The sequence below is a fragment of the Vibrio sp. V01_P9A10T6 genome (assembly GCF_963877065.1).
Lineage (GTDB): Bacteria > Pseudomonadota > Gammaproteobacteria > Enterobacterales > Vibrionaceae > Vibrio > Vibrio anguillarum.
Genome location: NZ_CAWNTB010000098.1, coordinates 1 through 22,184 on the forward strand (window position 1 = coordinate 1; position 22,184 = coordinate 22,184).

General features: G+C 46.0%; 24 protein-coding genes. 12 read left to right on the forward strand and 12 right to left on the reverse strand.

Translation table 11 applies throughout. The annotated features are described in order from the left end of the window. Positions 1-220 precede the first annotated feature (220 nt). On the forward strand, positions 221-508 hold the full coding sequence (locus tag AACQ21_RS05095) for a hypothetical protein (protein ID WP_013857408.1): 288 nt from the start codon (positions 221-223) through the stop codon (positions 506-508). A gap of 7 nt (positions 509-515) precedes the next feature. Beyond that, positions 516-965: a YaiI/YqxD family protein gene (locus AACQ21_RS05100; protein ID WP_026027673.1), complete on the forward strand. Its 450-nt coding sequence runs from the start codon at positions 516-518 to the stop codon at positions 963-965. A 51-nt stretch (positions 966-1,016) separates the two neighbouring features. Here AACQ21_RS05100 and ykgO read toward each other — a convergent pair whose 3' ends face one another. Next, entirely contained in the window at positions 1,017-1,142 is a 126-nt protein-coding gene (gene ykgO / locus AACQ21_RS05105) for a type B 50S ribosomal protein L36 (RefSeq protein WP_010319082.1), read from the reverse strand. 3 nt (positions 1,143-1,145) lie between these two features. Next, entirely contained in the window at positions 1,146-1,400 is a 255-nt protein-coding gene (locus AACQ21_RS05110) for a type B 50S ribosomal protein L31 (RefSeq protein WP_010319081.1), read from the reverse strand. 121 nt (positions 1,401-1,521) lie between these two features. Here AACQ21_RS05110 and tsaA point away from each other — a divergent pair, with 121 nt between their 5' ends. The 5 genes from tsaA to AACQ21_RS05135 all read left to right on the forward strand — a co-directional run bounded on the left by tsaA (position 1,522) and on the right by AACQ21_RS05135 (position 5,309). Continuing rightward, positions 1,522-2,217, forward strand: a complete 696-nt coding sequence (gene tsaA, locus AACQ21_RS05115) for a tRNA (N6-threonylcarbamoyladenosine(37)-N6)-methyltransferase TrmO (protein ID WP_105977343.1) — start codon at positions 1,522-1,524, stop codon at positions 2,215-2,217. An 88-nt stretch (positions 2,218-2,305) separates the two neighbouring features. After that, entirely contained in the window at positions 2,306-4,021 is a 1,716-nt protein-coding gene (locus AACQ21_RS05120) for a proline--tRNA ligase (RefSeq protein ID WP_105977344.1), read from the forward strand. Between the two features lie 140 nt (positions 4,022-4,161). Continuing rightward, positions 4,162-4,803, forward strand: coding sequence for a tellurite resistance TerB family protein (locus tag AACQ21_RS05125; RefSeq protein WP_096036163.1), 642 nt, complete (start codon positions 4,162-4,164; stop codon positions 4,801-4,803). 108 nt (positions 4,804-4,911) lie between these two features. After that, a complete protein-coding gene (locus AACQ21_RS05130) occupies positions 4,912-5,118 on the forward strand; it encodes a YaeP family protein (RefSeq protein WP_010319078.1) in 207 nt (68 codons plus the stop codon). Continuing rightward, the gene (locus tag AACQ21_RS05135; protein ID WP_026028112.1) at positions 5,118-5,309 is read left to right on the forward strand and encodes a DUF4250 domain-containing protein; all 192 of its coding nucleotides are present in this window, start codon (positions 5,118-5,120) and stop codon (positions 5,307-5,309) included. Before AACQ21_RS05130 ends, AACQ21_RS05135 begins: the two co-directional genes overlap by 1 nt. A gap of 78 nt (positions 5,310-5,387) precedes the next feature. On the opposite strand, the gene AACQ21_RS05140 is transcribed toward AACQ21_RS05135, so the two are convergent. Continuing rightward, a complete protein-coding gene (locus tag AACQ21_RS05140; RefSeq protein WP_010319076.1) occupies positions 5,388-5,621 on the reverse strand; it encodes a DUF3622 domain-containing protein in 234 nt (77 codons plus the stop codon). 240 nt (positions 5,622-5,861) lie between these two features. After that, positions 5,862-9,758: a phosphoribosylformylglycinamidine synthase gene (gene purL, locus AACQ21_RS05145; protein WP_105977345.1), complete on the reverse strand. Its 3,897-nt coding sequence runs from the start codon at positions 9,756-9,758 to the stop codon at positions 5,862-5,864. A 312-nt stretch (positions 9,759-10,070) separates the two neighbouring features. On the opposite strand from purL, the gene mltF reads away from it, so the two are divergent. Together mltF and AACQ21_RS05155 are read left to right on the forward strand one after the other, a co-directional pair. Continuing rightward, on the forward strand, positions 10,071-11,609 hold the full coding sequence (gene mltF / locus AACQ21_RS05150; protein ID WP_017049449.1) for a membrane-bound lytic murein transglycosylase MltF: 1,539 nt from the start codon (positions 10,071-10,073) through the stop codon (positions 11,607-11,609). 209 nt (positions 11,610-11,818) lie between these two features. After that, complete coding sequence (locus AACQ21_RS05155) at positions 11,819-11,953, forward strand: hypothetical protein (RefSeq protein WP_254917022.1); 135 nt, start codon at positions 11,819-11,821, stop codon at positions 11,951-11,953. A gap of 37 nt (positions 11,954-11,990) precedes the next feature. Here AACQ21_RS05155 and tadA read toward each other — a convergent pair whose 3' ends face one another. Both tadA and AACQ21_RS05165 read right to left on the reverse strand, forming a co-directional pair. Continuing rightward, positions 11,991-12,506, reverse strand: coding sequence for a tRNA adenosine(34) deaminase TadA (gene tadA, locus AACQ21_RS05160; RefSeq protein ID WP_181185585.1), 516 nt, complete (start codon positions 12,504-12,506; stop codon positions 11,991-11,993). Between the two features lie 20 nt (positions 12,507-12,526). Next, complete coding sequence (locus AACQ21_RS05165) at positions 12,527-13,414, reverse strand: LysR family transcriptional regulator (protein ID WP_105977347.1); 888 nt, start codon at positions 13,412-13,414, stop codon at positions 12,527-12,529. Positions 13,415-13,540: 126 nt separating this feature from the next. Between AACQ21_RS05165 and AACQ21_RS05170 the strand changes: the two genes are divergently transcribed. Next, complete coding sequence (locus AACQ21_RS05170) at positions 13,541-14,674, forward strand: S-(hydroxymethyl)glutathione dehydrogenase/class III alcohol dehydrogenase (protein WP_017045590.1); 1,134 nt, start codon at positions 13,541-13,543, stop codon at positions 14,672-14,674. Positions 14,675-14,725: 51 nt separating this feature from the next. Further along, positions 14,726-15,568 (forward strand): S-formylglutathione hydrolase, encoded by an 843-nt coding sequence (gene fghA, locus AACQ21_RS05175; protein WP_105977348.1) that lies wholly within the window; start codon positions 14,726-14,728, stop codon positions 15,566-15,568. A gap of 63 nt (positions 15,569-15,631) precedes the next feature. Here the strand turns inward: fghA and AACQ21_RS05180 are convergent, their stop codons facing one another. From AACQ21_RS05180 to AACQ21_RS05200, 5 genes are all read right to left on the reverse strand, one after another. Further along, positions 15,632-17,191: an AbgT family transporter gene (locus AACQ21_RS05180; RefSeq protein WP_017045592.1), complete on the reverse strand. Its 1,560-nt coding sequence runs from the start codon at positions 17,189-17,191 to the stop codon at positions 15,632-15,634. A 256-nt stretch (positions 17,192-17,447) separates the two neighbouring features. Next, positions 17,448-17,861 (reverse strand): type IV pilus modification PilV family protein, encoded by a 414-nt coding sequence (locus AACQ21_RS05185; RefSeq protein WP_105977349.1) that lies wholly within the window; start codon positions 17,859-17,861, stop codon positions 17,448-17,450. Continuing rightward, a complete protein-coding gene (locus tag AACQ21_RS05190; protein WP_094134194.1) occupies positions 17,851-19,158 on the reverse strand; it encodes a hypothetical protein in 1,308 nt (435 codons plus the stop codon). The genes AACQ21_RS05185 and AACQ21_RS05190 overlap by 11 nt, the downstream gene beginning before the upstream one ends. Beyond that, a complete protein-coding gene (locus tag AACQ21_RS05195) occupies positions 19,149-19,817 on the reverse strand; it encodes a PilW family protein (RefSeq protein ID WP_094128274.1) in 669 nt (222 codons plus the stop codon). The genes AACQ21_RS05190 and AACQ21_RS05195 overlap by 10 nt, the downstream gene beginning before the upstream one ends. Continuing rightward, positions 19,795-20,295, reverse strand: coding sequence for a GspH/FimT family pseudopilin (locus tag AACQ21_RS05200; RefSeq protein ID WP_105977350.1), 501 nt, complete (start codon positions 20,293-20,295; stop codon positions 19,795-19,797). The genes AACQ21_RS05195 and AACQ21_RS05200 overlap by 23 nt, the downstream gene beginning before the upstream one ends. 102 nt (positions 20,296-20,397) lie before the next feature. On the opposite strand from AACQ21_RS05200, the gene AACQ21_RS05205 reads away from it, so the two are divergent. After that, on the forward strand, positions 20,398-20,829 hold the full coding sequence (locus tag AACQ21_RS05205; RefSeq protein ID WP_026028109.1) for a type IV pilin protein: 432 nt from the start codon (positions 20,398-20,400) through the stop codon (positions 20,827-20,829). 109 nt (positions 20,830-20,938) lie between these two features. Here AACQ21_RS05205 and dnaJ read toward each other — a convergent pair whose 3' ends face one another. Further along, on the reverse strand, positions 20,939-22,081 hold the full coding sequence (gene dnaJ / locus AACQ21_RS05210) for a molecular chaperone DnaJ (protein WP_026027474.1): 1,143 nt from the start codon (positions 22,079-22,081) through the stop codon (positions 20,939-20,941). Positions 22,082-22,184 lie beyond the last annotated feature (103 nt).

The following is a 22,184-nucleotide window of genomic DNA, read 5'->3' on the forward strand; positions in this document are numbered from 1 at the left end:
TTAAGAAACAATCACCTAAAAATATCATTTTTAAAAAAACAACCTAAAGAAATAGATATATTAATTAAAAACAAATAGTTATAAAAAAATCACCACCAAACACTGCGTTAAACACTGTGATTTCTTACAAACAATGTGCGAGATCTCTTACAACACTTCGCCACTTTTGCTCTTGGTAAATAAAAGGTAAGATCACAGCAACTCACAAAAAGGACAACCTATGCTCACAAAAGATGTCACTCAAGAACTAGAAAGCATCTTGACTCTCTTACAACAACAGGGAAAGGAACCGAGTGTGGCCTTAGTAAAGTCACGTCTTAGCACCTCAGTGCCAATGCCAGCCTTGATTGCAACCATCAAAAGTTGGAAAAATGCACACCGAGTTCCCAAAGTAGAAGTGAGCGTTAGTACGGAAAATAGCGCGAACAAAGTAGCCGAACTTGAAACGCAACTAGCCGCTTTGTCAGCCCGAGTAGCAGCCCTAGAGGCACAACTAACCGAGAAGTAATTGAATGATGAAAATTTGGGTGGACGCCGATGCATGTCCGAAAGTAATTCGTGAAACCATTGTCCGCGCAGCCGAAAGGACGGGCGTTGAATGTACTTTTGTGGCCAATCATGTCGTTCCGATTCCGCAACGATCTAACATTCGTTCACTGCAAGTCCCCAGTGGTTTTGATGTTGCCGATAACGAAATCGTCAAACGGGTAGAAGTGGGCGATTTGGTAATTACTTCCGATATTCCGCTGGCCGATGAAGTGATAACCAAAGGTGGCTTGGCGCTCAATTCTCGTGGTGAGCTGTATACCAAAGAGACCATCAAGGCACGCCTCAATATTCGAGATTTTATGGACACAATGCGATCAAGCGGTATCCAAACTGGCGGACCAAGTGCGCTTTCTCAAACAGAACGGCGCGAATTTGCCAACCATTTGGATCGCATTTTGGCTAAAGCGAACAAATAACCACGTTTTGACGGTTGGACAATCACTAGCCTGTCCAACCGTTTCTCTTCATTAGCGCTGAACCGCCTTAAATCTTGGATTGGTTTTACAAATTACATATAAACGACCGCGTCTTTTGACGATTTGACAATCTGGATGACGTGATTTTGCGCTTTTTAATGAACTTAATACTTTCATAGTTTACTCCTTACCAAACTGAGCAAAGCGACGATTGAAATTCGCCACTCGTCCTTCTTTTTGAACAACTCGCTGCTTACCGGTGTAATACGGATGCGATTCAGACGACACATCTAAGGTGAAATAAGGATAGGTGTTGCCATCTTCCCACTCGATTGTCCGATCAGTTTTTAGCGTTGAACCCACAATAAAATACTTATCCACACTGGTGTCGTGGAAAACCACTTTTTGGTATGGCGGATGAATTCCGTCTTTCATCAATTTCCCCTCACTTAAATTGTTATGTTATAACATGCCAATTAATAATCATTACCAAGAAGAAAAGCAAGCTTAAATGTGATATTTTTCTCAACCAACGTGAAAAAAGACGGATACGGATATGCACACCATTGCTCCGATTGGCACTATTGAAACGCCTTATAAAGAAAAATTTGCCGTTCCTCGCCAACCTCGCTTAGTGGCGAGCGCAAGCGCGAGAATCAAGCTCATCGGTCACGCTAATTGCTTAGAGTCGGTGCGAGGTATCGAACAATTTAGCCATGTCTGGTTACTTTTTCTGTTTGACCAAAACCTCGATGCTGGTTGGAAACCGACCGTGCGCCCACCGCGCTTAGGCGGAAATGAGCGGATCGGCGTATTTGCTTCACGGGCTACGTTTCGACCTAACGGCATCGGTATGTCTGCCGTTGAATTGAAAGGCGTCACTCAGCAAGGTGATCAGGTTTATTTGGAACTAGGCAGCGTAGATTTAGTCGATAACACACCGATCATTGACATCAAACCCTATATTCCCTATTCCGATTCGATAGCCACAGCCAGCGGTGGCTATGCCGAGAGCGAGCCCGACAAGATCGCAGTGACCTTTAGCCAAGCGGCGTTAACAGCACTGAATGCGCGTGCAGATCACGACATGGTTAAAGCCGTCATAGAGCAAGTGCTGGCTCAAGACCCTCGCCCAGCCTATAAGAAACACAAAATCGATCATAAAGAATATGCGGTAAATCTGTTCGATCTGAACGTAAAATTCACTATCGCAAACAACTTAGTCTCAGTAACCGCAATAGAACGCTTTTGACAAAGCCGATTGGCTGATATTATTAGCGGCTTAATTCTAGCCTCTCATTGGAGAGCGCTTTTAACTATCATGAAACGGATACCATAGAATGCGTACCAGTAAATATCTTCTTTCTACTTTGAAGGAGACTCCAAACGACGCAGAAGTCGTGAGCCATCAGCTCATGTTACGTGCAGGTATGATCCGTAAGCTGGCTTCAGGTCTTTATACCTGGCTGCCTACTGGTCTACGTGTGCTGCGTAAAGTCGAAAACATCGTTCGTCAAGAGATCGACAATGCCGGTGCAATCGAAACCTTGATGCCCGTTGTGCAACCGTTTGAACTGTGGGAAGAGACAGGCCGCTCTGAGAAAATGGGCCCTGAGCTACTTCGCTTTACTGACCGCCATACTCGTCCGTTTGTGCTTAGTCCAACAGCAGAAGAAGTGATCACCAGCTTGGTACGCAACGAAGTCAGCTCTTACAAGCAATTGCCGCTGAACCTGTACCAGATTCAAACCAAATTCCGTGATGAGAGACGTCCTCGTTTTGGTGTGATGCGTGCTCGTGAATTCTGCATGATGGATGCCTATAGCTTTGATATTGATAAAGCAGGCTTAGAGAAATCTTACCAAGCGATGCACGAAGCTTACTGTAAAGCCTTCGATCGCATGGGGCTTGATTACCGCCCAGTATTAGCCGACACCGGCGCTATCGGTGGTAACGGCTCGCATGAGTTCCATGTATTGGCTGAAAGTGGTGAAGACATTATCGCCTTCTCAACTGAATCGGATTACGCCGCCAACATCGAAAAAGCGGAAGCTATTGCGCCAGTCGTTGAGCGTGCCGCGCCAACTCAAGAGATGACGCAGGTTGATACGCCAAACGCCAAAACCATCGCTGAATTGGTTGAGCAGCATAGCCTACCGATTGAGAAAACAGTTAAAACACTGTTTGTAAAAGCATCTGATGAGATCGATGCCTCTATCGTGGCACTGATTATCCGTGGTGATCATGAACTCAATGAAATCAAAGCCGAGAAACTCGCTGAAGTTGCCGCTCCGCTAGAAATGGCTAGCGAAGAAGAGATTCGCGCACTGATTGGCGCAGGCCCTGGCTCTCTTGGCCCTGTTGGTCTTGAATTGCCGTTTATCGTTGATCACAGCGTAGCCGTCATGAGCGATTTTGGCGCAGGAGCCAACATCGATGGCAAACACTACTTTGGCATCAACTGGGGCCGTGACGTTGAGCTAGCGAAAGTGGAAGATCTCCGTAACGTCGTTGAAGGCGACCCAAGCCCATGTGGCAAAGGGACACTAATGCTCAAACGCGGTATCGAAGTGGGTCATATTTTCCAATTGGGTACCAACTACTCTGAGAAAATGAACTGTGGCGTTCTTGATTCCAATGGTAAAAACACCATTTTAGAGATGGGTTGTTACGGTATTGGTGTATCACGCGTTGTGGCATCAGCCATCGAGCAAAACAACGATAAATACGGCATCATCTGGCCTGACGCGATCGCGCCTTTCCAAGTGGCGATTGTCCCCATGAACATGCACAAATCAGAGCGCGTCCAACAAGCTGCTGAAAAACTGTATACGGAACTGACCGCAGCTGGTATTGAAGTGCTATTTGATGATCGTAAAGAGCGCCCGGGCGTAATGTTCTCAGATATGGAACTGATCGGTGTGCCACATACCATCATTATTGGCGATCGCAGTATGGATGAGGGCAACTTCGAATATAAACATCGCCGCAGTGGTGAGAAGTCGGCCGTTGCTATGAATGAAATAGTCTCCTTTATTAATGCTCAAATCGCCTAATAAAGTGTGCTATTGAAAAGGTTGCCTAAATGGCAACCTTTTTTATTTTGTCACCAGCCACACAAGCTTTTTCAAGCATATTAATCTTCGATTCATCTACGGTGATCTATTCTTTAATCCATTATTAATGGAGGTGACCTATGGATCTAAAAAGTTTGCTTAACCAAGCATTGAATTCAGACATCGTAAAACAAGGTTCAAGCCAACTCGGCGCTATCACACAAGATTCAAGTAAACTCAAAACCTTAGGAGCTGGTGCACTCGGTGGCGGCCTAATCGGTTTATTGATGGGCTCGAAGAAAGCAAAAAAAATAGGCACTAAAGTGATAGGGATTGGTGGAGCAGCGGCGCTCGGCGCACTAGCCTATAAAGCGTATAATGACTGGCAAGCAAAACAAACGACCACTCAACCGCAGTCTAGCTTTGACCCTAATGATGCTAGCCACAGCACGCTGATCCTAAAAGCGATGATTGCCGCCGCAAAAGCTGATGGCCATGTGGATGAACAAGAAATGACGAAAATTGAGCAAGCCATCTCTGAAATGGGCGCAGATAACCAATTGCAGCAGCTGGTAAAAAATGAGCTGCATAAACCGCTCGATCCCGCGGCTATTGCACAGTTAGCCACAACGCCCGCACAAGCGAGTGAGCTTTATCTGGCCTCTTTACTTATCGCCGATGAACAAAATTTCATGGAAAAAGCGTATCTGAACGAGCTCGCTAAGCAACTACAGCTAGCCGACGATCTGGTCATGGCGCTAGAGCAGCAAGTGAACGCTTAAAGTTTCATCACATGCAATCAGAGCTTGCGCAAACGCAAGTTCTGATTTTGTCTTTGCCAAACGTAATGTGTATATTGAGAGCCATTATCATTAGTTAGGATTTAATCTATGCAAGTTTACGGTTGTTGTGAATTAGTGCGCGAGCTTTATGCGCAGATAGGCAGTGGTGATCAAGCTTATATTCCTCAAGCAATCTCCTGCGCCATCAAAACCTTGAATGATGTCGCAGCAGACGAATCGCTGCCAAAAGCGGTTCGAGAGCAAGCAGCCTTTGCGGCAGCTAACTTGCTGATTTCTGATTTCGAGGATAAGTGATGAATTTAGCCAATTTTGCCACAATGGATCCAATCATGCTGATGAGCATCATCAATATGAAGCTACGTGATGATTTTAATGGCGATCTTGATAAGCTGGCGGATGACTTTGATATCGATCGGGCGGCATTAGAGGCTCGCTTAGCCAGTGCAGGCTTTGAGTTTTTACCGCAAATCGGTCAATTTCGTTAATGCATAAAAAACCCGCTAATTTAAAGCGGGTTTTCGTTCAAATAACAGTTCTTAAAGCACGGTACTCAGTTTTTTGTACTAAGCTTTTTTCTCTTTTCTTGCCAGAGCCTTACGCTCATTGCGTTTCGCTTGGTTCTCAATAAAGCCACTGAGCTCTTTTTCCGCCCAAGCTTGTGCTTGTGCTTCGCTTTCAAAACCCATTTCGCGCTTTGAAACAACACTTCTGCGAGAGGTCACTTGACGTACGATTTCCGCCGCCCAACCATTGCGCTTTTCAGTCACTTTGATGGTAAATTTTTTACTTTCTGACATTTTCGTTTTCCTAAGGGAATAATAAGGGATTACTCATCAACGTTTGTCGCGCGCCATTATATTATATGGCGGCGGATGTTGAACACCATCCCTTGGTAAGCGCGGCATTAGAGCACAAATCACAATTTTTTTCTGCCTTTTTTACAAAAAATTCATCCTCAAAGTAAACAAAAAAGCCGCTGAGTTGCAGCGGCTGGAATAACAAGACTAAGTCGTTTCTCTCACTGGCGACAAGGTGAGTTACCTTAAGTTCTTACGTGCATTTTGGAACATACGCATCCATGGGCTATTTTCACCCCAAGAATCAGGATGCCAAGAGTTCGCTACCGTGCGGAACACGCGCTCTGGGTGCGGCATCATGATCGTCACACGGCCATCTTGAGTCGTTAAGCCTGTAATGGCATTTGGTGAACCATTTGGGTTGTTCGGATATTGCTGCGTGGCATGGCCGTTGTTATCCACAAAACGTAGCGCAACAGTGCCTGATTGTTCAATCGCCGCTAAATGTGCCATATCACGTACTTCAACGCGCCCTTCGCCATGCGAAACCGCAATCGGCATGCGCGAGCCAGCCATCTCATTAAAAAACAGTGAATCAGATTGCTGCACTTCCACTAAGCTAAAGCGCGCTTCAAAACGCTCTGATTCATTGCGCACAAAACGCGGCCATAAATCAGCGCCGGGGATTAACTCTTTCAAATTCGACAGCATTTGACAGCCGTTACACACTCCTAGCGAGAAAGTATCTTCACGTTGGAAGAAACTTTGGAACTGTTCACGAGCTTGTACATTAAACAGCACTGATTTCGCCCAGCCTTCGCCCGCGCCCAATACGTCACCATAAGAGAACCCACCACATGCGACGAGGCCTTGGTACTCTTCAAGCACCGCTTGACCCGTTAAGATGTCGCTCATGTGTATATCGGTTGTTTCAAAGCCTGCGCGATCAAACGCTGCCGCCATTTCAACGTGTGAGTTAACCCCTTGCTCGCGCAAAATAGCCATTTTTGGCTTCACGCCTTTAGCAATATACGGTGCCGCAACATCCTGTTGCACGTCAAAGCTCAAACTGACGTTAAGACCTTTATCACTGTTATCTTGTTTTGCTGCAAACTCTTGGTCCGCGCACTGCGGGTTATCGCGCAGCGCTTGCATCTTATGCGTGGTTTCAGCCCAAATGGTGCGAAGTTCGGTGCGGTTACGCACAACAATAGGTTGTTCACCGGCAGTAATGGCTAGCTCATCAGAAGCATCAACACGACCGATAACGTGTGAACACGCTTGTAAACCATGCGCCGTTAGCGTCGAGATCACCGTCTCTAAATCGTGGTGACGAACTTGAATGACTGCGCCCAGCTCTTCATTAAATAACGCGGCCAACGCATCATCACCTAGCGCGGCGATATCGGCTTTCACGCCACAATGACCCGCAAAGGCCATTTCAGCTAGAGTAACGAATAAACCACCGTCACCTTTATCGTGATAGGCAATAATCTGCTGATTCGCGACCAAGGTTTGGATCGCTTCATAGAAGGCTTTAAGCTGCGCCGCATTATCTACGTCTGCGGGTTTATCACCCAACTGTTTGTAGACTTGTGCTAACGCCGTTGCGCCCAAGCGATTCTTACCATTACCTAAATCAATCAAAACCAGTGAGGTTTCGCCCTTATCGGTTCTTAATTGAGGCGTAATGGTGTTACGTACATCTTCAACACGAGCAAATGCCGTGATCACCAATGATAGCGGAGAGGTCACTTCTTTTTGTTCGCCATTCTCATCCCATTTGGTCTTCATCGACATCGAATCTTTACCCACTGGGATAGTCAGGCCGAGCGCAGGACAAAGCTCTTCACCGACCGCTTTTACTGCCTCATACAAACCAGCATCTTCACCTGGGTGACCCGCTGGTGACATCCAGTTCGCCGACAACTTAATGTGTTTGATATCACCGATATGGGTAGCGGCAATATTGGTGATCGCTTCGCCCACGGCTAAACGTGCCGATGCCCCAAAATCCAGCAAGGCAACTGGCGTGCGCTCACCCATCGACATCGCTTCGCCATGGTAAGTATCATAACTTGCCGCAGTGACCGCACAGTTTGCTACTGGCACTTGCCACGGACCAACCATTTGGTCACGAGCGACCAAACCAGTGACGGTTCGGTCACCAATGGTGATGAGGAAGGTTTTTTCTGCAACCGCAGGGAGACGCAGTATACGATCAATCGCTTCGTTCAATTCGATATCACGGCGATCAAGTGCTGGATTATTAACTTTCAGCGTCTTCACATCACGATACATTTTAGGTGTTTTGCCAAGCAATACGTCCATCGGCATATCAATTGGCGTATTGTCGAAATGTGAATCTTCCAATTTCAATTCACGCTCTTCAGTGGCAATACCCACAACAGCATAAGGCGCGCGCTCACGTTGGCAAATGGCGTCAAAGCGCGCCATGTTTTCTGGCGCTACAGCCAGCACATAACGCTCTTGTGATTCATTACACCAAATTTCAAGCGGGCTCATTCCCGGCTCATCGTTAGGTACATCACGCAGTTGGAAAATACCGCCACGTTCACCATCATCAACAAGCTCAGGCAATGCGTTTGAGATACCACCAGCGCCCACATCATGGATAAAGGCGATCGGATTCGCCTCACCGAGTTGCCAGCAGCGATCAATCACCTCTTGGCAGCGGCGTTCCATCTCTGGGTTTTCACGCTGTACCGACGCAAAATCAAGATCTTCCGCAGATTGACCTGATGCCATAGAAGAAGCGGCACCCCCACCAAGGCCAATGTTCATTGCCGGACCACCAAGCACAATTAAGCTCGCGCCAACAGGGATCTCTTTTTTCTGCACATGCTCGTCGCGGATATTCCCCATCCCACCAGCAATCATGATTGGTTTGTGATAACCACGCACTTCTTCACCTGCGTGAGAGTTAACTTTCTCTTCGTAAGTACGGAAGTAACCTAACAAGTTGGGACGACCAAATTCGTTGTTAAAAGCCGCGCCACCGAGCGGGCCTTCCAGCATAATATCGAGTGCCGTGACAATGCGCCCCGGTTTGCCAAAATCCGTTTCCCAAGGCTGCACAAAATTAGGAATACGCAAGTTTGAAGTAGTAAAACCGACTAACCCGGCTTTAGGTTTTCCACCAATCCCCGTTGCACCTTCGTCACGAATTTCACCACCGGACCCCGTTGAAGCGCCCGGCCAAGGAGCAATCGCCGTCGGGTGGTTGTGTGTTTCCACCTTCATTAAAATATGCGCTTTTTCATGGTGATAACCATATTGGCGTGTCTCTGGATCAGGGAAAAAACGCCCAACTTCTGAACCCACCATGACGGCGGCATTATCTTTATAGGCAGACAGCACGTGATCAGGAGTCACTTCATAAGTGTTTTTGATCATCTTAAACAGCGATTTATCTTGCTTAACGCCATCAATAGTCCAATCGGCATTGAAGATTTTATGGCGACAATGCTCAGAGTTTGCTTGAGCAAACATCATTAATTCGATATCGGTTGGATTACGCTCAAGCTTAGTGACGAAGCTTTCGAACAAATAATCAATTTCATCGTCAGCCAATGCAAGCCCAAGGGTAACGTTTGCTTTTTCAAGCGCTGAGCGGCCGCCATTCAGCAAGTCGACGTACGCTACGGGAGCAGGTTCAGCGACTTTAAACAGTGAGGTTGCTGATTCGAAATCGGTAAACACGACTTCCATCATTCGGTCGTACAGCAGTGAATAAAGCGTAACAAGTTGCGGTTGAGAAAGTTCGCGATCTAATTCGATGTAGTAAGCCGTGCCTCGCTCTAAGCGCTTCACCTCATTCAAACCACAGTTATGCGCAATATCCGTCGCTTTGGAAGACCAAGGCGAGATGGTTCCAGGGCGAGGAGTGACCAGTAAAAGAAGACCTTGTGGCTCATGTTCTTGAATCGTTGGGCCATAAGTGAGTAGTTTCTCTAATTTTTCAAGGGATTGAGCGTCTAAATCCGCAGAGAGATCAGCAAAATGCATGAACTCCGCGTAAATACCCGATACAGGCAGTTGCTGTTCACGACAAAGTTCAACGAGTTTGTTAACACGAAACTCAGAAAGCGCTGGGGAGCCACGCAAAATTCTCATGTGCTTAGGTCTCTTATACAGTGGGTTGAGGTGTAATTGGAATGAATTCAAAATCATTAAAATACAATAAGTTAATAAAAGAAAACTGAATACATACCAATTTCACCTCGTGATTTCGAACGCATTATAAAGGAATTCTTTTTGTGACGTAACACCAAAAGCAACCGTTTGCGTCATTTTTTTTGTCAAATTTGAAATACAGCCACATTAGCGTGGTCGCCGACACTTTTTCATCCGTTTTTGATCTGAAACTTTGCCAATATGGCCGCCTTTGATATAAAGGCAGTAATTGATGTAAGAGATCGCTCATAAATGCCAAAGTATTATCTGATTCAGCTTCATCGCTCATTGTCCATTTTCCTACTCACTCTTTTTGTAGTCGGTTGCCAAATCGATTCAGATCCTAAAAGCGAGCTTGACCATATTCGTGAACGTGGCGTATTGCGAGTGGGTACGTTGAACAATCAACTCTCCTACTACATTGGCCCAGATGGCCCTGCAGGGCTGGACTACGAACTAGCGCGCGAATTTGCCAATCAGCTTGGGGTTAAACTAGAGATGAAACCCGCTTATCGGTTGTCTAGTCTCTTTCCTGCACTGAAAAATGGGGAAATCGACGTTGTTGCAGCAGGGTTAAGTCAATCGAATCAACGCTTGAATGAGTTCAGAACAGGGCCCGCTTATTACTATGTCAGCCAACAAGTCGTCTATAAGAAAGGCAACTGGCGTCCAAGAAATTTAAAACAATTACTGGAAAAACAACCGGAACTGATTGCTGGGCATGAAGGTGACAGCGTTTTTTCTATCGTGAATGAATCCCACTTTGAAAATACGCTCAGCGACATTAAACAGATCTACCCAGAGTTTCAGTACAATGTGAATAATAACGCCGACGTTAACGACCTTTTAAAACAGGTTTCGAATGGCGAACTGCTATTTACCATGGCTGATTCGGTCGAAGTCTCGCTGTCGCAGCGAATCTACCCTGACTTAGCCGTCGCTTTTGAATTAACTGAAGATCAGCCTATCGCTTGGTATATGCGTCGTTCTGAAGATGAAAGCTTATACGCCTTGATGATTGAGTTTTTTGGCAACCTTAAACAATCGGGTCAATTAGCGGCCTTGGAAGAGAAATATATTGGTCACGTGGGCACGTTTGATTATGTCGATACGCGCGCCTTTATTAGAGCACTCGATGTCCGCCTACCAAAATGGGCCCCTCTTTTCCAACAATATTCTGACGAGTTTGATTGGCGATTGATTGCCGCCTTAGCTTATCAAGAGTCTCACTGGAATCCATTAGCTAAATCCCCCACCGGGGTCCGCGGTATGATGATGTTGACTCTCCCTACGGCAAGAAGTGTTGGTGTCGCCAATCGACTCGATCCGGAACAATCGATTCGTGGTGGTGTCGAATACCTGCGTCGGATGGTACAGCGTATACCAGACTCCATCCCAGAACATGAGAAAATTTGGTTTGCTCTCGCTTCCTATAACGTCGGCTATGGGCATATGATGGATGCAAGACGCTTAACCAAGCAACAAGGTGCGAACCCTGATTCATGGACTGAAGTCAAAGAACGCCTCCCTCAACTGAGACAAAAGAAATACTTCAGCCAGACTCGATATGGCTACGCGCGAGGTGACGAAGCCAAGGCCTACGTTGAAAATATTCGTCGCTATTATCAAAGTATTATTGGCCATGTTGATCAACAAAAGCAGATAGACAATAGTTCAGGTACTGATGATTTGGTTGTGATCAGTATTGAGGAGGAGGAGGCCGCGTTAGAAGCTATGGAATCGGCCGATGAGGCGCAGGATAATCAGTATCTCGACCCCGTAGCTCAATAAGCATAACAATAGCTAAATCCTCCGCGTTGAACAAAAATTGCACACTTGATTTCCAAGTGTGCAGCCCATACATCAAAACGTGAAAAAGATCGTTTCCTAAGTTTCATATTATGGTAACAATCCTGCACTATAAAGGCAGATTAAGATTGTCATAAGGCACCCTAAACCATTAGGGATCATTGTCAAAACTCAGCAGTAGGAGGTTGTTTATGCTTAAACGTAAAAAGCTATCAAAACACCTTAATAAAACGGTGGCAGCGAACCGTCGTAAGCGTATGTTATCCAATAATAAAAAGAAAATTATCTGGCGTAACCGTGCGTTTATGCAATTAATCTCTGCTTAACCTTCAGCGGCAAACATCTACTCAAAGTGGATGTTTGCTAAAACCCATCACTCTGTTGCTTATTCCGCTGTTTTTCCGCCTGTATCTCTGCGCGTCTTCGTCTAAAAAAAGATTGCAGTTGCTCCCGACACTCCTCTTCTAACAATCCTTTATCGACCGTCGCGTAATGATAGGAGGCTTGGCTTTCAAATAAATTCAGCACCGTACCAGCCGCCCCAGCTTTGAGATCTGGAGCGCCAAAGACAATTCTTTTGACTCGGCTATGCAGCAGTGCGCCTGCGCACATTGGACAGGGCTCTAAAGTGACGTATAAGGTAGTATCAAGCAAACGATAATTTTGTAACTGTTGACCTGCTTGACGCAGAGCCTGAATTTCAGCGTGCGCTGTCGCATCATGTTGACCAATAGAGGCATTCCAACCTTCAGCAATGATTTCGCCATCTTTAACAAGCACAGCGCCCACAGGCACTTCACCTGCTTGTTCTGCAAGATTGGCAAGCGCGATGGCTCGGCGCATAAACTTTTGATCTTGAACGGTAAACTGTGTATTCATATATCCTATTTTCTCTTTCACTAGCCTTTGCCGTTAGCGGACGATAGCCGTTCTGCCAGAAAATCCACCAGCAGCCTAACTTTTGAGGACAAATGGCGATTTTGTGGGTATAAGGCCCATACACCTTCACGATCATCTCGGTACTGATGTAGTACTTCTTGCAACTCACCCGCGAGCAAATACGGCTCTACATAATAGTCGGGCAATTGTACGATTCCAATCCCTTGCAACGCGGCATTCAATAACGCCACACCGCTGTTGCATTTAATTTTTCCTTTAACACCGATTTCACGAGAGCGTTGCTGATCCTTAAATCGCCAATAGTTCATAGTGCCTTGTAAACATTGGTGATGAACCAACTCTGACAATGAATAGGGGGTGCCATATTTCACCAAATAGTCAGGGCTAGCGCAGACAAACAGTTGTCGGTTGGATAACTTTTTGCCAATAAAACTCGAATCATCTAACTGACCTAATCGTACGGCGACATCAATTCCTTCCGCAATCAGATCCAATTTTTGGTTAGTGAGTATCAGTTCCAACTCCAATTGAGGATGTAACTGTAAAAACTCATGCAGCAAAGGCGCGACTTTCTGCTCACCATAAGTCACCGGAGCGGTCACTTTCAGTAAACCTGACGGCGTTTGCTGCATCTGCGTGACAGCAAGATCAGCCTGCGCTAAGCCTTCAACCAATTGCCGACACTGATGATAATAGAGTTGACCCGCTTCGGTCAGGGAGACTCGCCGCGTGGTACGTTGCAACAACTTTACCGCCAAGCGCTCTTCTAATAGCGCAATACGTCGGCTGACATTCGCTACTGATGTCGATAGTTTATACGCTGCTGCGGTAAAACTTCCAGTTTCAGCCACCGCAACAAATTCATGAATGCCTTCCCAACTCGCCATCTTAATTATTACTGATAAGTAAAAGTGATTCTTATTTTAGACCGATTATCAAATTTCAAGAAGGGAATATACTGTCACTCTCCCCAACTCACTTGAAACTTCAAGTAATGTGCAAAGGAAAATCTTATGTCATCACATCAATTCATTAAATCTCGCGCGGCGATTGCGTGGGGGCCAAATCAACCACTAAAAGTCGAGGAGGTTGACGTTATGTTGCCCCAAAAAGGCGAAGTGTTGGTGCGTATTATTGCGAGCGGCGTTTGTCATACCGATGCCTTTACGCTATCTGGTGAAGACCCTGAAGGGATTTTTCCGGTTATCCTCGGCCACGAAGGCGGCGGTATCGTTGAGAGGATTGGTGAAGGGGTAACCAGCGTCGAGGTAGGAGATCATGTCATTCCCTTGTACACCGCAGAGTGTGGTGAATGCAAATTCTGTAAATCAGGTAAAACTAACCTGTGCCAAGCAGTACGTGAAACGCAAGGAAAAGGATTAATGCCTGATGGAACTACACGTTTCTATAAAGACGGCCAACCCATTTTCCATTATATGGGTTGCTCCACCTTTTCTGAGTATACCGTGTTGCCAGAAATTTCCTTGGCTAAGGTCAATAAAGCGGCGCCATTAGAAGAGGTCTGCTTGCTCGGTTGTGGTGTCACAACGGGCATGGGCGCGGTGCTCAATACAGCCAAAGTTAAACAAGGTGATACTGTGGCCATCTTTGGCCTAGGCGGCATCGGGCTTTCCGCCATTATTGGCGCAAGAATGGCCGGTGCCAGCCGTATTATTGGCATTGATATCAATGAGAGTAAGTTTGAGCTTGCTACTCAGCTTGGTGCAACGGACTGCCTGAACCCGAAAACTCTGACTAAACCAATCCAAGAAGTGATTATTGAGATGACTGATGGCGGTGTTGATTTTTCTTTTGAGTGCATCGGTAACGTCAATGTAATGCGCCAAGCGTTAGAATGCTGCCATAAAGGCTGGGGAGAATCGGTCATTATTGGTGTGGCTGGCGCGGGCCAAGAAATATCAACTCGCCCTTTCCAATTAGTGACGGGCCGAGTATGGCGTGGTAGTGCATTTGGCGGCGTAAAAGGCCGCTCGGAACTGCCACACATTGTCGAGCGCTATCTGGCAGGCGAATTTGGTTTGCAAGAGTTTATTACCCATACCATGGGTTTAGAGGATATAAACCAAGCCTTTGATTTAATGCATAAAGGCGAAAGTATTCGTTCTGTGATTCATTTTGACCAATAAGCCTTAATAGCCAGCCCTTTTTTCTTAAAGGGCTGGGTGGGGAAACTTGCTATGCACATTGAAAACATTAGCCAAGCCAAAGTATTTGAAGGCTGGCATAAACAGTACACGCACTCATCACAAGTACTAGGGTGCAGTATGCGTTTTGCTATTTATCTTCCACCTCAAGCGGCCTATCAATCGGTTCCGGTGTTGTATTGGTTATCCGGCTTAACATGCAGCGATGAAAACTTCATGCAAAAAGCTAGCGCATTTCAAAGCGCGGCTAAGCTCGGTATCGCGATTGTTGCCGCCGATACCAGCCCAAGAGGTGAAGGTGTTCCTGACGATCCGCAAGGAGCGTATGATTTTGGCCTTGGCGCAGGATTTTACCTCAACGCAACTCAAGCGCCTTGGGATAAGCACTACCAAATGTACAGCTACATTGTGCAAGAACTTCCAGCCTTAATAGAACAACATTTTCCCGTAAACCAACAGCGAGCGATTGCAGGACACAGTATGGGTGGCCATGGTGCGTTAACCATCGGATTGAAAAACCCTCAACGCTATCGCTCAATTTCAGCCTTTAGCCCGATAAGCAACCCAATACACTGCCCTTGGGGGCAAAAAGCATTTCGCCACTACCTTGGTAATAACCTGCAAGATTGGAAACAATACGATGCGGTTGAATTGCTCACCACTCACTCATCATCCTTACCCATTTTGGTTGACCAAGGAGAGGAAGACCCGTTTTTACACGAACAGCTTAAGCCTGAACGCTTACTCGCCGCTGCACAAGCGAGCAATAGCCCACTCTCGTTAAGAATGCATAAAGGTTATGATCACAGTTATTTTTTCATTCAAAGTTTCATTGCTGATCACTTAGCATTTCACGCACAGCATCTGCACAAATAAGATTGAAAAAGCCCGCGATACACTCGCGGGCTTTTAATTCAGACTCGATAAATAACGTTAACGCTACAAGCTGTATGTGTAAGGCGCTTGCACCCCTAGCGGAATACCAAAAGCCCAGTAAGCGAGCAGGAACAGCGTCCAACCAATCAGCATCGCAATGGAGAAAGGCATCATCATTGAAGCCAAGGTACCAATGCCCGTCGATTTTACATAACGTTGGCAATACACCACGACTAATGGGAAGAAGACCATCAGTGGAGAAATAATGTTAGAGACCGAATCACCTACGCGGTAAGCCGCTTGCGATAGCTCGGGAGAAATCCCTACCGCCATCAGCATAGGTACCAGAATTGGACCAATCAATGCCCATTTTGCAGAGGCCGAACCCACCAGCAAATTAACGCTAGCCGTAAGTAAAATCATCCCCACAATCGTTGCTTGGCCGGGTAAGTCCATCGCTTTTAGGCCTTCAGCGCCATACAATGCCAACATAGTACCAATATTAGACTGACCAAACGCCGATAAGAACTGAGCGCAGAAGAACGACATCACTATGTATGCGCCCATCGTAGCCATGGTGCCAGACATCGCTTTTATCACGTCATTACTGTTTTTAAAGGTGCCAGCCACTCGGCCATACACAATTCCCGGAATAATAAACAAGATAAAAATCAAAGGAACGATCGACTTCATCACTGGCGCAGAAAAGGCCGTTAGCTCACCATCAGGCGAACGCAGTGCTGAGTTTTCTGGGATCAAAGCCGCTACTAGTAATGCAATACCTACCACCATTGCCCAGCCAGCAAAACGAAATGCTCTCGATTCCGTTGCACTGAATGTTCCTAGATCAGGCGCTATTTCCGCATCCTCATCGACAGGCATATTCGCTAGACGAGGTTCAATAATTTTCTCAGTCACATACCAACCAATCGCGACGATAATCACCGAAGATAAACCCGTAAAGAAAATGTTCGCCAGCGGGTTCACTATGTATTGAGGATCCAAAATTTGTGCGGCGGTTTGTGTAAAACCAGCGAGCAAAGGATCAATACCAGAAGGGATAAAGTTCGCTGAAAAGCCACCAGAAACACCAGCAAATGCGGCTGCAATACCGGCCAGTGGATGACGCCCTGCCGCATGGAAAATAATCCCACCCAGAGGAATGACCAATACATAACCAGCATCAGCAGCCGTATGCGACACTATCGCCACCAAAATCAGCATCGGTGTTAGTAGTTTCGCTGGCGTGAAATTTAGCATTTTCTTAAGGCCTGTAGTGATAAACCCTGAAGAATCAGCCACTCCCACACCGAGCATGGCAACCAGCACGATACCTAGCGGCGCAAAGCTGGTGAATGTGGTCACCATATTGGCTAGAAAACTCGCGAGCGCTTTACCTGTCAGTAGGTTATTAACTTGCAGTGCTTCACCCGTTCGAGGGTTGGTCAAATCAAATGTCACATTCGATAACAGTGCCGATGAAACCCAAACAATAATCAGTGCCCAGAAGAACAAAATCGCAGGGTCAGGAATTTTATTTCCTGCACGTTCAATAAAATTTAAAAAGCGATCCATACCGCTCGGCTTCGGAAATGGTGCTTGTTTTACGACTTGGTTACTCATTCGTAACTCCATATGTGATGTTGCTGCTGTAGGCCTATATCAATTTATTTAGCCGACCTATTAATCGTCGGTTATTCTATAAAAAAGCCTCAACCAAAGCACAAGCTTCTACAGTTTTTTACAAAAACGGGGACATATTTTGCAAAAATAGCATTCCACCACAACAATCCAAACACATTCTTATGCTCTTTTTTCCTACAAATCAGTAACCAATTTGCAAAATTAAATATTTCATTTTTGTATAAGCATCGAGACGCTAATCAAACTCACTGAACTGCGAAATCATGGTTTTCAGCTCAACCGACTGCTTATTTCCCTGACGATCATGCCAATAGGACTCAATATAAATGGTTTTCAGTGAGCCCGATAAAGAGACCGTTGGTACTGACCAAGTGAGTGTATAAAAGGGATGTGAGTTATCTTGTCCGTTGACAATATCACTATCAAAATTCGCTGGCGTGAGAGTAGAAATCGCGGCAGAAGCGCCACGGCTACGAAACCATTCCAACTTTTGTTCGGCCAAATGTAGTGCTTCGATACTATGAACGGCAAAATCCGCCTTTTGCTCAACCAACACTTGTAATTTGACCAAACCCAGTGCCCCAACACCAATTAGAACAAACGATATCATCACTTCTATTAGGCTAAATCCTTGCTGTTTAGAGATCATTCCATGAACCTTTTTGCCATCTAGGTGGAACCGAAAAGGAAAAGCTGTTTTCAATATCACTGTTATATTGCAAACGTAGCGAGTTATAAAATAGTGCTATCTGACCTTGGGTATCAAAGGCCATTCCTCCGGTAAATTGAAAAGATCCCGACTGTAAGTAGGTAGCGTGCTTTGGCGTCAAGGTGGTAGCGCTGCCGTACAATGTTTTTATCGGTGCATCAAAATTAGCATTGAGATCCGCGATGAGTTCAGTATCAAATCCATTCCAATTTGCCGTATCAGCGGCAAATCCACTGTTAAAATGAAAGAGCACCCCTTGAATGCTGCCACTCCCTCGAATCCCTAACACGCCATTATGCACCAGCAAAAAAAGGTAAGTCCCAGGATGAGCATTTTGTATGGTTGACATTGTATCAATCGATGCTTGGTTCAGTTGACAACTGCCATCAATCCATACTTGATTCGGCTGACCAAGAACCAAAGCACCTTTAAATTTCGAAACACAATCAACATCACCACTGGTCATTGTGTAACTCAAGAACTTAAATTCAGTATCGTCGCGTGCTTTTTCCCATTCTCCCCGTTCGTAACCAAAGAGATCTTTAAATGGGTTTAGCGTTTCATCTCGGTAAATATCATTTTTGACATTGACTGCTTCATAAAGACCGCTACTATTTTTCCAAATACCGCTTTGTGAACTACTGTTCGTTTTATGCGTCGGCGCGCAATCGGCACTATTGTCAAAAACAGCGCTTGGTTTTTGAATAGCACTCCCAACACCATTATTTGTCACTCCCGCCGTAGCAATAACATATTTAGCAACGGCGATAGCCGCGCATTCATATTTCCCATCACTATTTTTGGGCCCGGGATCTGGTGGAGAAATAAGTGTAGAGCCAAACACTATTAAGTCTGAAGTAGAGCGAATGGCTCCTGGACTTCTCCCACGTTGAAACAGAATGTTCTTTTTCAACGTCGTCATTTGATACTGGGACATAAGTGTACTGGCGTTAGTAGGGTCTGCAGAGAGGTACGTTAACTCTAAATCGACACACAAGGTATTGAGGTTATTTGGAATTGAACTATTTTTATTGTTCACAATATGGCTATAACCACACTCAAGCCCCCCTTCTGCTCGCCAATGCTGTTGCCTCGCTTGCACCTCATTTTGTGCTCGTTTGATCTGAAAAAAGAGCGAACGGTATGAGCCTAATGCCACCACTAAAGCGAGCACCAACAAAAGCGTGGTGATCAATAACGTTACAGCGCCTTGCTGAGCTTGCTTCATTACTGCCAATTCCTTTGTTTTATTGCCACTCCAAATGATGTTGATACACGGCTATCCCCCACCAACTCTGCTGCCATAGAGATCGTCATGTAGGCTGAGCTCACACCATTCGCCGCTAATGATGCTCGCTGGGCTTGAAAATGAGTCACATTAATCTGGTTAGTATCAAAAATAGCAGAGCAACCAGCCGTCGCTTGGGAAACGGTTTTGGCCCCTGAAATCACAGACGTCGGCCTGTCACAGACACCCAACGCGCCAGAAGTCATGACAAACCCAACATTTCTGATCTGTTTCGTTGCCCCCGTATCATCAAGGTAGGCATACGCGAGCGTTGATTGGTCGGCCGAAACAAAAACGATATCATCGCTATCCAGTAACGTGAGTGAGTTACCATGACCGCCATCATAACCTGCACGTTGAATATCTTGTTTGAGGTATTGCAGCGCGCCCGTCACTTGTTGCAGTAGCAGTAGCTCCTTGCCTCTTTCGGTCGCTACCTTCTGCCCAGTAATGAATACGGAGCCGATAATGGCTATCGCAATCAAGCCAAGCATGGATGCCACCATGAACTCAATTAACGTTGCCCCCATCTGCTTGGTTTCAGCGATATGAGCTTTATAGGTATGCTTTTTTGCTCTCGGTATGTTAGCTGCACTGCTTAAAACCAAAATAGTCTCCTCCATTACCACATAGGCGCATTCGTCCTGAAGGTCTATAGGTCGTGAATTTGAGTGCACCTTGGTGTGTTGAAAAATCAAGGCTCCCATTTACAGCTCGGCCATTAATGGCTTCAAAATGGATCTGATTTGACGGGTAATTCACCCCCAATTCAATATTTCGATAAGGTTGCCCCGATAGCGATAAAATCACTTGCCCCCCGGGATAGGTTCCTGAATTAGTCAGCACGATTTGCCATTCACCTTGGCTATTAACCGAACCCGACATGACAATATGCGCCCATAGCGGCTGCTTTCTCATTACTGCTTCCGAACGGGCGCTCATCATCAAGCCATTAATCTCACCCGCTAAACGTTGCATCTTTTGCGTATCACTGACTTGTTTGAAATTGGGAGCCGCTATCGTGAGTAAAATAGACAAAACGGAAACCGTGATAAGCAGCTCAAGTAAAGTAAACCCGCGAGCCATTTCCCAAATTCCTATGTAATTAAAATATGAAACAAAATTCACCTTGCGCGAATGCTATCACCTAATAAAAATAGCGGGTAAATCAACAAGGAACTCCACGTGATGATTCGAAATTCTAAATGCAACAACCACAACCGGCGGTCGTTCGGGATGACATTGATCGAATTATTGATTGCGGTTGTGATTATTGGCGTACTGTCTGCAATCGCTTATCCAAGTTATACCAAGCACGTTTTAAAAGGGCACCGAACCACCGCACTCGCCGATATGGGGAGAATTCAACTGGAACTGGAGCATCACTACGATAAGGGTTATGACTGGAGCGGGATCATTTCAGGGGGAAATTGCGTCATCTGTGAAAGCGATGCTGAACGCTATCAGTTTTCAGTCGCCAGCTCCGCAACCAGTAGCTACACCATCACCGCGACGGCGCAGAGCACCAGAGGCCAAGACAAGGATGAATGTCTAACCAGCGATAAGGTCATGACATTGAAATCAACCAACGAATCCGCACCAAGCGCATGCTGGAAATAGAACACCACAAAGGTTCAGTTTGTGAGGGGAGGAGAAAGTCATCTTGTATCAGGAACGAATAAGGCCTGCATTGCAGGCCTTATTGGATAGATAATAATTCAACAGTGAATTAGCTGGTTAAATCATCGAAGAACTTTTTCACGCCATTAAAGAAACCTTCCGATTTAGGCTTATGCTTATTTGCCGCTTCACCACCGCAAGTTTCTTCAAATTCACGTAATAGTTCTTTTTGACGCGCGCTCAGTTTCACTGGTGTTTCAACCACGAGTTTGACAACCAAATCACCGATCGCCCCACCGCGTACGCCTTTCACACCTTTACCACGCATACGGAACATGCGCCCTGTTTGCGTCTCTTCTGGTACTTTCAAGTTTACACGACCATCGAGTGTTGGAACTTCAACTTCACCGCCAAGTGCCGCCATAGCAAAACTTACAGGGACTTCACAGTATAAGTTGTTGCCATCGCGTTCAAAAATGTGGTGCTCTTTGACGTGAACTTGTACGTACAAATCCCCCGCTGGAGCGCCCATTTCTCCTGCTTCACCTTCGCCAGATAAACGAATGCGATCGCCCGTATCCACACCGGCTGGAATTTTAACATTAAGCGTTTTGGTTTTTTGCTTACGCCCCTGTCCGTGACACACGTTGCATGGGTCTTTAATGATCTTACCTTTACCATGGCAAGTCGGACAGGTTTGCTGTACAGCAAAAAATCCTTGGCGCATCTGTACTTGGCCGTGACCATGACAGGTTCCACACGTTTGCGCAGACGAGCCTTTCTTCGCGCCAGTACCTTCACAAGAATCACAATGGACCAGTGTTGGCACTTCAATCTCTTTTGAACAACCACGAACGGCCTCTTCTAAAGACAGTTCCATGTTGTAACGCAAGTCAGCACCACGTTGTGCACGCGCTTGACCACCGCCCCGACGACCACCACCGAAAATGTCACCAAAGACATCACCGAAGATATCGCCAAAATCAGCACTGCCGCCACCAAAGCCGCCACCGCCCATTCCGCCTTGTTCAAAAGCAGCATGACCGTACTGATCATAAGCCGCTTTCTTTTGCGAATCGGTTAAAATTTCATACGCTTCTTTTACTTCTTTAAACTTGTCCGAAGCGCTGTCATCCCCTTGGTTTCTATCAGGGTGAAACTTCATTGCTAGGCGCTTGTACGCCTTTTTAATATCGCGCTCAGAGGCATCTCGGCCTACGCCTAATACTTCGTAAAAATCACGTTTTGACATCTTCTTCGTCACCAATTTGTTACCGCAAACGACACGCTGCCGCTTGGTGTTTATATCGACCTAACTAATGGCTCTAGATTCTAGTGAATTCAAACTAAAAAGA